The sequence below is a fragment of the Enterobacter sp. 118C5 genome (assembly GCF_034107645.1).
Lineage (GTDB): Bacteria > Pseudomonadota > Gammaproteobacteria > Enterobacterales > Enterobacteriaceae > Enterobacter > Enterobacter nematophilus.
Genome location: NZ_JAWNEU010000006.1, coordinates 1 through 12,132 on the forward strand (window position 1 = coordinate 1; position 12,132 = coordinate 12,132).

General features: G+C 52.8%; 13 protein-coding genes. 5 read left to right on the forward strand and 8 right to left on the reverse strand.

Going from position 1 to position 12,132, the window contains the following annotated elements:
• Positions 1–209 precede the first annotated feature (209 nt).
• Positions 210–458, forward strand: a complete 249-nt coding sequence (locus UTO39_RS12540) for a DUF1158 domain-containing protein (protein WP_041910998.1) — start codon at positions 210–212, stop codon at positions 456–458.
• Between the two features lie 56 nt (positions 459–514).
• Here the strand turns inward: UTO39_RS12540 and UTO39_RS12545 are convergent, their stop codons facing one another.
• Complete coding sequence (locus UTO39_RS12545) at positions 515–856, reverse strand: RamA family antibiotic efflux transcriptional regulator (protein ID WP_028012253.1); 342 nt, start codon at positions 854–856, stop codon at positions 515–517.
• A 32-nt stretch (positions 857–888) separates the two neighbouring features.
• A complete protein-coding gene (locus UTO39_RS12550) occupies positions 889–1,992 on the reverse strand; it encodes a RomA family MBL fold metallo-hydrolase (RefSeq protein WP_320727292.1) in 1,104 nt (367 codons plus the stop codon).
• 190 nt (positions 1,993–2,182) lie between these two features.
• Here UTO39_RS12550 and UTO39_RS12555 point away from each other — a divergent pair, with 190 nt between their 5' ends.
• From UTO39_RS12555 to UTO39_RS12570, 4 genes are all read left to right on the forward strand, one after another.
• Positions 2,183–2,773: a TetR/AcrR family transcriptional regulator gene (locus tag UTO39_RS12555; RefSeq protein ID WP_028012251.1), complete on the forward strand. Its 591-nt coding sequence runs from the start codon at positions 2,183–2,185 to the stop codon at positions 2,771–2,773.
• Positions 2,763–3,131, forward strand: coding sequence for an MmcQ/YjbR family DNA-binding protein (locus UTO39_RS12560; RefSeq protein WP_163330525.1), 369 nt, complete (start codon positions 2,763–2,765; stop codon positions 3,129–3,131). Before UTO39_RS12555 ends, UTO39_RS12560 begins: the two co-directional genes overlap by 11 nt.
• A 120-nt stretch (positions 3,132–3,251) precedes the next feature.
• The gene (nfsB, locus tag UTO39_RS12565; protein WP_061098960.1) at positions 3,252–3,905 is read left to right on the forward strand and encodes an oxygen-insensitive NAD(P)H nitroreductase; all 654 of its coding nucleotides are present in this window, start codon (positions 3,252–3,254) and stop codon (positions 3,903–3,905) included.
• Positions 3,906–4,130: 225 nt separating this feature from the next.
• Positions 4,131–5,840, forward strand: coding sequence for a Wzy polymerase domain-containing protein (locus UTO39_RS12570; protein WP_320727293.1), 1,710 nt, complete (start codon positions 4,131–4,133; stop codon positions 5,838–5,840).
• Positions 5,841–6,000: 160 nt separating this feature from the next.
• Here the strand turns inward: UTO39_RS12570 and UTO39_RS12575 are convergent, their stop codons facing one another.
• The 6 genes from UTO39_RS12575 to UTO39_RS12600 all read right to left on the reverse strand — a co-directional run bounded on the left by UTO39_RS12575 (position 6,001) and on the right by UTO39_RS12600 (position 12,107).
• On the reverse strand, positions 6,001–6,978 hold the full coding sequence (locus tag UTO39_RS12575; RefSeq protein ID WP_320727294.1) for a fimbrial protein: 978 nt from the start codon (positions 6,976–6,978) through the stop codon (positions 6,001–6,003).
• An 89-nt stretch (positions 6,979–7,067) separates the two neighbouring features.
• Complete coding sequence (locus UTO39_RS12580; RefSeq protein ID WP_320727295.1) at positions 7,068–7,538, reverse strand: fimbrial protein; 471 nt, start codon at positions 7,536–7,538, stop codon at positions 7,068–7,070.
• 67 nt (positions 7,539–7,605) lie between these two features.
• Positions 7,606–8,139, reverse strand: coding sequence for a fimbrial protein (locus UTO39_RS12585; RefSeq protein ID WP_320727296.1), 534 nt, complete (start codon positions 8,137–8,139; stop codon positions 7,606–7,608).
• 17 nt (positions 8,140–8,156) lie between these two features.
• Positions 8,157–10,790 carry a fimbrial biogenesis usher protein gene (locus UTO39_RS12590; RefSeq protein WP_320727297.1) on the reverse strand — a complete coding sequence of 878 codons (2,634 nt, stop codon included), beginning with the start codon at positions 10,788–10,790 and terminating at the stop codon, positions 8,157–8,159.
• Positions 10,791–10,809: 19 nt separating this feature from the next.
• Positions 10,810–11,514 carry a fimbria/pilus periplasmic chaperone gene (locus UTO39_RS12595; protein WP_320727298.1) on the reverse strand — a complete coding sequence of 235 codons (705 nt, stop codon included), beginning with the start codon at positions 11,512–11,514 and terminating at the stop codon, positions 10,810–10,812.
• 56 nt (positions 11,515–11,570) lie between these two features.
• Complete coding sequence (locus UTO39_RS12600; RefSeq protein ID WP_320727299.1) at positions 11,571–12,107, reverse strand: fimbrial protein; 537 nt, start codon at positions 12,105–12,107, stop codon at positions 11,571–11,573.
• Between the last annotated feature and the right edge of the window lie 25 nt (positions 12,108–12,132).

A 12,132-nucleotide genomic window follows, 5' to 3' on the forward strand; every position in this document is an offset into this window, starting at 1 on the left:
CCTATATGTTTGTAAAATTATTTTCGTGATGCAGACATTTATTTACATAGCGCGATATTAATTTAATCATCAGGATTAAATTATTCTCTTTCCGCGAATTATTCGTCGGGGTATGGAATTATTTAATTAAAAAAGGGCCGGCGGGTTAATATTGCTTTACGTTAAAGGATGCCGGACAATGACATTTTTAACTGACGATTAACATTACGATGAAACACCCGTTGGAATCGCTGCTGACTGCGGGGGGCATTTTATTGATGGCCCTTATCTCTTGCTTACTGCTGCCCGCGCCGTCGCTGGGTCTGGTGCTGGCGCAGAAGCTGGTTCAGACCTTTCATATGGTCGACCTGAACCAGCTCTACACCATTTTGTTCTGCGTGTGGTTTTTACTGCTCGGCGCTATCGAATTCTTCATCCTGCGTTTCGTCTGGCGCCGCTGGTTTTCACTGGCGTCGTAAGCCAATAAAAAAGCCGGGTGGCAGCGATGCCTTACCCGGCCTTTGTTTCCTCAATTTCAATGCGCCCGACTATGGTTCTCTTTGCGGTAAGCCCCAGGGGGCTGATGGAAGGTGCGGGTAAAGATGCGCGTAAACGTCTGCTGCGATTCAAAGCCGTAGCGCAGGCAGATTTCGTACACGCGCTCGTCAGATTCACGCAGATCCCGCGCCGCCAGCAGCAGCTTGCGTTCGCGAATATAGCGCCCAAGGCTTTCGCCTTTGTACTGCATAAACAGCCGCTGTAAATGCCACTTGGAGTAACCCGCGTGGCGGGCGATCTCTTCGATGCGTAGCGGCTGGTGTAGGTTGTCATCGATCCATTCGACAATCGTATCAATGACCTGAGCGGAAATCGTCATGCTGCTCTCCCCCTCTGTTTCTTGGTTCAACATTATTCCCACCACTCACGAAATTGTTGCGTGCTTTCACTCACCCGAACCGGCTCGCCCATCTCCGGCGTCAGCAGCCGATAATTTTTATCCTTGCTGGCCCGCGCCAGCTGGATCAGCGGATCGTTCCAGGTATGCTTCGCCAGCACGAAGCGTCCGTTATGCCCCGGCACCACCGCTTTCGCGTTGAGGTCCGCCGAGGCCTGCGCCGTTTCATCCGGCAGCATGTGAATGTACTTCCAGTCCTGGTCGTACTGGCCGTTTTCCATGATGGCTAAATCCACTTCGCCAAACTGCTCGCCGATGGCCTTAAAGTGCGGGCCATAACCGGAGTCGCCGCTGTAGTAGACCTTCTGCTCTGGCGTGACGAACATGAAGCTGCCCCACAGGGTCTGGTCACGCTTAATGCCGCGCCCGGAGAAGTGGCGCGCGGGCAGGACGTGAACCGTCAGCGCATCGCTGATGTGCACCGACTGGTTCCAGTCCCGTTCGTCGATAATGTCCGGGCTCATGCCCCAGTAGCGCAGGTGTGAGCCGACGCCGAGCGGCGTGACGACGCGCTTCACCTTCGGCAGCAGCGCCCGGATGGTGGCGTAGTCCAGATGGTCGTAGTGATCGTGCGAGATAATCAGCAGGTCGATTTCGGGCATGCTCTCCGCGCGCCACGGGTACTCTCCCGCAAACGCTTTATTGAGGAACGAGAACGGCGCGGCGTAGTTGCCGAGGACCGGGTCGATCAGGATGCGTTTACCCGCCAGCTGCATATACCACGAGGAGTGGCCGAGCCACACCAGCGTGTCCTGCTCCAGAGGCAGGCTCGCCAGATCGGTTTTCACCAGCGGCAGCGGCCGCGCCGGGCGGGCGTTTTCGGTTTTACGGGTGAGGAACTGCCACCACGCCACCAGCATGTTTTGCTGCCCGGTAAAGCCTGGCGTCGGGAGCGTGTTGTGGAACTTCCCGTCGCGATAGTGCGGAGAAGCCTCCACTTCCGTGAGCTGCGCACCCTGCGGCGGCTGGCCAAATCCGGCATTCAGAACAAACGGTAAACTCGCAGCTGAAGCAATAATCATGACGAACACCACGCAGATGAAGAGAGGCTTTTTCATATCCTGACCCGAAAACGCGCGCCATCCGATGGTTTACGCGGGGGAAACTTGATTATGAGTGAGTAAGCACTCATTATAGATATGATGATAAAGTCGTCAAGACGTTTTCGATCTTTGACATTCCGCGTTGCAGGCCGTCAAAGCACGTGTTTCAATCAGGGTTTTTATAATTGAAAGGGGGAAAAATTTAGTGGCACGTCCGAAGAGTGAAGATAAAAAACAGGCCTTACTGGAAGCCGCAACGGTGGCATTTGCACAGTCAGGTATTGCCGCCTCAACGGCGTTAATTGCCCGTAACGCGGGCGTCGCTGAAGGCACGCTGTTTCGCTACTTTGCTACAAAAGACGATCTGCTGAATGCCCTTTACCTGCACCTCAAGCAGGATCTCTGCCAGACCATGCTGGCGAACCTCGATCGCACCCTCACGCTTCCTAAAGAGCATACCCGCAATATCTGGAACAGCTACGTGGACTGGGGTATTCGTAACCCCGTGGCGCATGCGGCGATCCGCCAGATTGGCGTCAGTGAAAAGCTGAGCGCCGAAACGGAACAGGCGGTGAAAGAGATGTTCCCGGAACTTCACGAGCTGTGCCGCCGCTCGGTGCGCCCGGTGTTTATGTCCGATGAATTCAAAACGTTTGGCGATGCGCTTTTCTTATCGCTGGCGGAAACCACCATGGAGTTTGCCACCCGCGATCCGTCCCGCGCCACCGATTTTAAAGCGCTGGGTTTCGAAGCCATGTGGCGCGGGCTGGCTCAGGAGGATAACGATGGACAGTAATTCCCTGCAGGCGCACGCGAAACGCGTCGCGCTGGAGATGCCTTTCACCGAACACTGCTGGCCGTTTGGCCCCGAGTACGACGTGTTTAAGGTGGGCGGGAAAATTTTTATGCTGATGGCCACCGCGCACGGACGCCCCCACGTTAGCCTGAAGTCCGACCCGGAAAAATCCCTGTTAAATCAGCAGATTTACCGTGGCGTTGAGCCGGGCTACCACCTCAATAAAAAACACTGGATTTCGCTCTACGGCACCGACGACATCACGCCTGAACTGGTCGCCGACCTGATCGCGGATTCGTGGAATCTGGTCGTCGATAAGCTGCCGAAAAAAGACCAGAAGTGGATACGCCCTGCCTGATTGTTCGTCTGTGCCGAACAGTATAACCGCTCGAATCGCACTTATCTTTTGCCGCTTCGCGCGGTAATCTGCTCTCCTTTCGCGCCCGCGCAAGGGCGAATTTCATTACCAGGAGTAGTTATGGATATCATTTCTGTCGCCCTGAAACGCCACTCTACCAAGGCGTTCGACCCAACCAAAAAACTGACCGCTGAAGAAGCGGAGAAAATCAAAACCCTGCTGCAGTACAGCCCGTCCAGCACCAACTCCCAGCCGTGGCACTTCATTGTAGCCAGCACCGAGGAAGGTAAAGCCCGCGTGGCGAAATCCGCCGCGGGTACCTACGTGTTCAACGAACGCAAAATGCTGGATGCTTCTCACGTGGTGGTGTTCTGCGCGAAAACCGCGATGGACGACGCCTGGCTTGAGCGCGTTGTCGACCAGGAAGAAGCCGATGGTCGTTTCAACACGCCGGAAGCGAAAGCGGCCAATAACAAAGGACGCCACTATTTTGCCGATATGCACCGCGTGGATCTGAAAGATGACGACCAGTGGATGGCGAAGCAGGTTTACCTGAACGTCGGCAACTTCCTGCTGGGCGTGGGCGCGATGGGTCTGGACGCCGTGCCAATCGAAGGCTTCGACGCCGCTATCCTCGACGAAGAGTTTGGCCTGAAAGAGAAAGGCTTCACCAGCCTGGTGGTGGTGCCGGTTGGGCATCACAGCGTGGAAGATTTCAACGCCACCCTGCCGAAGTCTCGTCTGCCGCTGAGCACGATTGTGACCGAGTGCTGATCGTTACAGGCACGTCGGATCCGGCGTGCTTTTTCCAATAGCGATAAATGCCCCACCAGGAGAGAAAAAACAGCACCGCTATCAACACGATCACTCCATCGCAACGGTTTTTGAGCGACCCGCGCGATCATTTTACCAACAATGGTTGTCCTGAAGTGGACCCGGAAGTTTTCGCGCTTTATCCGAGAGATAAATACAATCATGATTTTCTCTCTGCAGAATATAATGCGCACACTTTCCTTATTGAAAACCCCGTCGGGGTTACACTCTCGCCTTCCCTTTATCCGGCTGTTAACGTTTATTCCGATCGCTCTTTACTGGTTGCTTTTGCTGCATATCCCCTGGGACAACAATGGGGGTTATGGACTCGATCTGCCGATGAATCTTCTTTGCTGGGGAGTGATTTCTTTACTGGCATTGATTATCTGGACCTTCATCGTACGGAGCAAGGTGCGCTACTCGTCCACGTTTTTACTGCTATTGGCTGGAGCGATATTATCCACACTTCCGGTTATCTGGTCGCCCGGTGAGGGTTTGCCTGTGGCCGCGCCGCGCCTGGCTGGGATGTGGGGAGGTGTTCTGCTCTATCTGACGCTGCTACAGCAGCCTCTTCGGGAAAAAGAGCGGATTTTTCTGTTTTACCTGCTCTGGGTCGCTGCGGTTATCGAAACGGCGATCGCGCTGACGGGACTCTTTTTTCCGGCCCGCTTGCCCTGGCCGCTGAACGATCTGGCGCTTAGTTATGGTGGAACCGCAGCAGGCATTTTTCAGCAACGTAATGTCACCGCCTCTTTCCTCGCCACCGGCCTGACGACATCACTCTTCCTGCTTGGCAACTGGCGCAGGACTGCAGCTCACCCCGCTGCTGCAAATGCCCGCACCCTCGCGCTGGCGGCATCGGTCATCGTGATGTCTGCCACCCTCGTGATTCTGTCCTCCCGTATCGGATGGCTCGGAGGAATAACCGGCATCCTGATAACATCGTTGCTCTACGGCCAATCGTCTTTTCGGTGGCGTACCTCAGGCAAACGTCGTCTCTTGCTGGTGGTGTTACCGCTGGTAGGGGGGTTGTCAGGTGTCGAATTCCTCTCCCAACCGGTGATTGAGACTCTGCGGCACGAGGGCTCAAATCATCAACGCTGGTTGACCCTTGAGTACACGCTACGCATGATTATGACGCACCCCTGGCGTGGCTGTGGACTGGGCCTGTTTGAACCGGCCTACCAATCTTTTATGGCTGCCTTGCCGTTTGATAACCCTAACCGCGAGATGATGCAGCATCCTCATAATGAGACGCTTTTTATCTGGGCTGAGGGTGGCATTGTGGCACTGATGGGGGGGTTGTGCCTTCTGGCGGGCTGGGTTGTACTCTTGCGCAGGCGCAAAAATCTGTGGCAGTGGGCAGCGCTATTGACCACGCTCCCTATACTTCTGCATACCCAGGTGGAGTTTCCACTTTACTACTCGGTGGCTCATTTCTTTGCAGTGCTGCTACTTCTGGCGGCAGCTGAGAGCCGTACCCGCACATTGCGCCTGCCTCATGCGCTGTTTCGTCTGCCGATGGCAATGGCGGCGCTGTACGGTATCGTGTTTTCCTTTCAGCTTTTTAGCGCCAGTATTTCGCTTGGTCGATTCGAGGCCGCCAGGCTGGCAGAGCCTCAAAGTATTACACGGCTGTACGTCTCATGGCTTATGCAGATGCGCTACCAGCGAGATCTCTCGCTATTACATCTGGCGGCCTTTAATAAGAGCAGGGATATCCGTGAGCTTGAAGCCTACGCTCGGGAAAATGCGGGATGGATAGCCCTTCATATGGACGAAAACGCCTGGAACGATCAGGTTGCGCTTTTAATCTATTTGCATCGTCCACGTGAGGCTGCGTTGATAAAGGCGCGGGCACGGCGACTGATGCCGTGGGATGCGCGGTTTAACTAGCGCCTTTTAAATAGGGTAATACGGAGCGGTACCCCCGCCCGTCGTTCCTGCAACGAGCCGAACGGAACCTTATGGTGAGAGAAAGAGAAACTTTTGGCACTGACTGAAGGAAAGCTCAAACAGAAAGAAGAGAGGCCGGGCATACTGCCCGGTTTTTGGGTTACTGATAGGTGATATCCAGGGTGGCAGTGGCGTTTGCTATGCCGGGTTTTACCTGATTTTTTGTTTGAATATAGCGAGCAGTAATGGGGAAACTCTCCTGTCCACCAGAAGAGGTTTTAAGCAGCAATCTTTCGTTAATTTTTAAAGGCAGCTCGTTGTAAATTAATTGCACACCAATCCCTTCCGCAACCCCATCAGCGCCTTGATTAGTCAAGGCAAGAATGCCCGGATCGTCTGCATCGCTGTTCTGGGTTCCATTTAACGTCAAATTGACGTTTGCATTAGCATCGCAATTTAATTTTAGGTCAAGCGTACTGGTTTTATCGGAAATCGTTCCTACAGACGTAAACTGGCCAGCCTGTACATTTCCCAGTTCAAAAGATAAACTATTTCCGGACGTAATCTCACATGCAACCTGCGTAATTTGCGCGGCTGAAGATAAACTCCACGTCACGTTAGCATTCGCCGCGGTATTATCATTATTCACTGATTGCAAGGTCATAAGTGCCCCGGCATCGAGCATTCCTGACGTGATATTTCCCGTTTTAACCAGTTCAATTTTAGGGGGGTAGACGCCCCAACCGCCGCTGCCAGGAAATTGAATTGCCAGCGTTCCAGGCGCAGCCGTCGCATAGCCGCCGCCGTGTGACCATGAAAAAATACTTGCCCGTATGCCAACCCCCGGAACATTCGTCTCAAAGACATTTTCCAGGGACGTAGGAATTGCACCGTGATATTTCATGACGGCATATAAATCGCATTCTCCGCCCGAATTATAATAATAAAAGCCTGGATATGCAGGCGTACCCGTTGTCGTTGCTATTACGCTGCCAACGGGGGTGTCTCGCTGAGCGATCACAGATGTAAAACTCGCGGTTTGTACTGGATCGGTGTCAGCGTAGCCATTTACGCACGCATTTACGCCAAAGGATATAAAAAGAAAAAATAACAAATAACATTTCATCAAAAATCTCATATATCGCACCTAATCATGATTCTGATGAAAACGATTCTAGTCATTCAGTTTATAATTCACAGCGCTGGTTTGTCCTTTTCAGGATCGCATCAATTATATTTCACCACAAACGATACAACGGTATTCGCTTTTCCCGCCGATACTGGCTGCGTAACGGATTCATATTTAGCTGAAAAATTCATCGTTACCGAGGTTTGCCCTGGCGAAAGCTGAAAGCCGGAGCTGGCGCTATCGGGCGGAATGATGGCACCGTTGCTGCCAAAGATCGCCAGCGCCAGACCGCTGGCGGCATCCTCTCCGCTCTCGAGTGCATAAAGCGTGTTATTTTGCGGATCCGATGTGCCGGAGAATGTCACCGTCGCCTCGCTTGCCGCCGGACCACAGTTTTTTAGCATAATTGAAAAGGGTTTCGCCGGTGAGGTATCGCCCACTTCAGAAAATTGCTCTCGCGCTACCGTCCCCATATCCACCGCCATACTTTCAGAGTCCGGGGCCACCTCGCAGGTATTATCCTGAATCGTGCCCGTAATATTAACCATCCCATCATGGCCAAGTACCACAGCGCTGCATCCCGCACTCAGCAGAAGCGCCGCGCAATATGCTATAAATATTCTCATTACACTTTGTTCACTGGTAGGTTAAATCAAAATAGAGCACCGCCGCGGCGTCCCCGGGTGTGACCGGTACTTTGGTCGACTTATAGCGCAGTAGAAAAGATAGCGTGTTTGACCCTTCGTCCAGAGCAAAGACCTGCGGTTTGGGCTTATCAAACGGGATGGTTTTACCGCCATTGTCCAGCAGCTCTACGCCGACGCCTGAAGCCACGGTCCCTCCCGTTCCGCTATCGGTAAGGCCCAGTAACGTCGGGTTATCTTTATCCGGAACACCGCTGAAAGATACGCTCACGCTGGCAAGCTTACTGTAACAGTCGGTAAGATCGATATTCATCGCCTTAAACGCCGAAGTACTCCCGACGACGGGGAAATCTTTGCCGGAGAACGTTCCAATGGTCACTTTTTTATTAAATTCTACCTCACAGCCGCTGGCGACCACTTTTCCCGTCACCTTCAGCACGCTGTCTGTCGCCCCGGCCGGAAGCTGCCCCGCAGCCATCGTCAGCAGTCCGACCGCAGGGGGCAGAATATAGGTTCTGATTTTCATGGCTTATCTTTCCCTGATTAGCGGCAAATCACTTTTGCCTGAGTTAACGGCGCGCTTTCTGCATCTTCGGGGAGCGTGTATGTGACGGTACAGTTTTTATCCCGCCCTTCTCCCCACTGCACTTTCAGCGCCCCCTTTAGCGCCAGGCCTGAGAGATAAACCTGCCCATCATCACCGACGATACTGCCTGTGCCTTCATCATCCCGCGTGACGGTCGCGCCAAAGGGTACTGGCTCGTTGTTGTGTAATAGCGTCAGCAGTGCGCGAATACCCACACGTGCATCAAACTTCGCACGCACCAGTGCCCCCTTTGTGGGCACGACATCCACCACGGCGTTATCAAGATCGACCTTGTCACCCAGCGTGGTAGTGTCCAGCGCCATGCGGTTCTTACGATAGTTGGTTGCAAAGGGCACAATCGCGTAACCGCGCCAGTCTGTTTTTACCCCAGTCACGTTATCCACATTCACCCGATTGGCCCCTGGAGCCTCAATCAGCACGTTGGTTTCTCCCAGCGGCTGGCTAAAGGTGATTCCATGACGATGGGCAACCACCCCGCCCGAGATACCATACGTCAGCTGTCGAGCGTGCCCGTTGTCGCTATAGTTGTACCCCAGGTTACTGCTGCCATAGCCGCCCTGGTGGGCAATGCTGGCGCTACCGCTGCGGCCAACGTCCTGGTTACTGTAGCCCTGCTGGACGCTGTAGCTTAGGTTGTTGTCCTTAAGCAGAGTGCCGCTAATCCCGGCGTTGCGTGAAACGCTCCCGCTATTGTCATGGTTAACGCTCATGGTTGCGAAAGCATTGCTCGGCGATAAACTCCCCTTTGGCGAGAGCCACTTACCGATCGGTAGCGACACGCTGAGCGCAATCATCTTGTCTGCCTCCGGCTGCCCGGACGATTTGCTGTAGTTGTAGCTCATGCCCATGTTGATATCGTGCCAGGTCGTGTTGTAGCCGAACTGCACCAGCGTATCCTTACCGTCGGTATGCCAATACGTTTGCTGGCTCCCGCTCAGGTAAATCGATCCCAGTCCACCGAGCTGCTGCGAGATATTTACCTGCAGCTTGCCGCGTTTGGTGTAATACAGGTTGTAATAGTCGAACCAGTGCGGATGATCGTTATTCGGATCGTTGTCCTCGTTTTCCGGGTCGCTGTTATAGCCATCCATATGCTTGTAGGTGGTATCTGCAAAGGTGTAATAGCCCGCCGTGGAATAGCGATAACCCAGCAACTGGAAGTTAGTACCCAGCTCGTTCAGAGATTTGGCATACAACATTCGTAGAGACTGTCCGGCATGTTGGCTATCGTCAATAAGCGTACTTCGGGCGTGAGTCAGATCCGCCGAAATGGCACCCCAGTTGCCCATATTTACGCCAGCCCCAAGAGCCATCGCGCGATAGTTGCCGGAAAACTGTGTACCGCCATATAGCGTAAAGCCGTGCGGCAGTCCCCAGATCAGCGTTCCTTGCCCAAAGCCGATCTCATCCTGTTGGTCGTTACTGGTACGATAGTGACCAGCCGTCAGGGCATATTTAATCCGGCCTTCACGCTGCAACAGAGGTACTGCGGAATAAGGCACCGAGTAGGAGTTTATCGAGCCGTCCTTCTCCTTTATTTCAACCGTCAGATCGCCGCTGGAGGAGGTAGGAAAGAGATCGTCAATCGCAAAGGCACCCGGCGCGACGTAGGTTTGATACACCACGTAGCCGTTCTGCTTGATAGTGACCTGAGCATTACTTTTGGCGATCCCCCGCACCGTCGGGGCAAAGCCTTTCAGGCTGTCTGGTAACATGTTGTCATCAGAGGCGAGTTGCACGCCTCGAAAGCTCAGGCTGTCGAAGATTTCGCCGGAAGTATAGCTATCACCTGCCGTCAGCTCGGCCCTGAAGGGGATGATAGCCCGCTCGATAGTGCCGTTAACATGCTGCCATTGGCTGATCGTCTCCCCATTACTGCTTGTCGTGCGATTAAAGGTGGAATACTCGCGATAGCGCCAGGGCCCCAGGTTTACGCCGCTGTTAAGCCCCAGAAAGCTGCTGTTGCTTTTTCCGGAACTGTCCTTGCTGTCTGACCCATTAAAGCTGTAGTTCAGCAAAAGGGCGTTAATACCCTCATCCCACTTTTCCGGTGGAATATAGCCGCGGGCACTGTTTTTAAGCGCCACCTGCGGCACGCTGATGTCCAGCCTCTGATGGCCAAAATCAAAACTGGCTTTTGCCCCCTCGATCAGCGAAGCAATGTTGATGCACTGCCCTTCCGCTGCCGTTTTTTTCTCTTCCGGAATAGTAATATCTACGCCCAGATCGCTCAAAGTCTTTGCAGAAAGACAGGCAACCAGCCCGGTATCGTCCGGGGCGATGGACTGCGCATCAATTGTTTTTATAGATTTAAATTCAACGTCATGGCTGGTGATGAAATCATTATTCAGAAAAATATCGACGCGGTAGATTCCAGGCGCCTGGCCAGCCCCGTTTTCAAAGCTGGAAAGATCTGCTACCTCACCTTTACCATCATTTAAAAACGCCGGGTTGAAATATTCATCGGCCTTAACAACGCCGTTAAATAAACAAAAGCCGATAATCGCCGCCAGCGGCGATAAACGCCATCTGAGTGCCAAGTTGGCACGCGAATTTTTTCTGGATCCCATTACACTTCCCCTACTGCGCTCAGGCTTTGCAGACCAGAGCAGGTGTGATTGCGCCGAAATCATTTAATGTTTGATAAGAGACAACGCCTGACGCGGCACCGGTGAGCCGTACGCTCTGGTTGCCCAGCGGTGGAATCATCACGTTAGGCTGCTTTTTGCCGCCGACGGTGAAATTAACCAGCGTGACAAAATAAGGGGAGGGGTTAGAGATCGTTAACCCGCTATCCTGCATCTGGCAACGTAGCATCGCCGGCGCATCGGCTGGCTTCACAGTCAAATGTTGCGGGCGCACAAACAGTTTAATGATCGACTGTGTTGCAATCTGCAAGGTATTGGCTGCCTGTGTTTTTTTCTCGACCGAAGGGATAGCCTTATTATTAAAATAAAAGACGCTTTCCCTGTCCTCCGGTAACGCAGCACCGTTATACATAATTCGCAGTACATTCGTTTTGTTAGGCTTAAGCACAAACAACGGCGGAGTGATAATAAAGCTCGCCACTTTAGCGCCATGCGTATCGGATACCCAAGACTGCACCAGGAAAGATTCTTTATCGTTGGTATTATTCACATTCATGCTGACCTGTTTTTCACCCTGCGGGTAAATAATACGCGTGCCGCCGAGAGCGACGCCTGCAGCATGGGCTGGATTTATTATCACTAAAGATAAAACAATCACTGCCAGTGACGAATAATGGGACAAGTTAAAAGAGAGCACAGATTTCATTTCAATATTCCAGAGTAATGAACAAATTTCCTTCTGACAGATTTTTCCAAAACAGATCATTGATAAATGACGGAAAAATTCACTGCGGCGCTGGCATCACCAGCTATAATATTCGATGAGACCGCTCGATATTTCGCAGTAAATAACAGATTATTTTCTCCATCAGCTAATGCAGTTTTTGCGAGCGGTGTGGAGTTGGGCGTAATAACATGCCCTTTATCATCAAAAATACCCAGACCTACCCCTTTGGCTGCATCCGCACCAAATCCAGCCATAAAAACCTGCGGATCCCGTGGATCCGTTGCACCGGTAAAGACAACGCTGGTGAACTGACTGATAGTGTCATCACAATTTTCCAGCTTGATTGAAAAAGGAGTTGCCGCCGCCCAGCTTCCTATGGCACTAAACGTTCCCGTTTTAACCTGATCCATCATGATGCTCTGGTGAAGGCTTTGCGCATCGATCGCACAGGCAGCATTGACCGCAGCACCATAAAAATGAATGCTCCCTCCGGACAGGGTCTGACCAGCTGCCACAGTTGCGTGGGTCATACAAAGGTATGGCACCAATATTATTGCCAGTCGTAAATACATCTTTCCCCCCTTTATGGGTATGAAA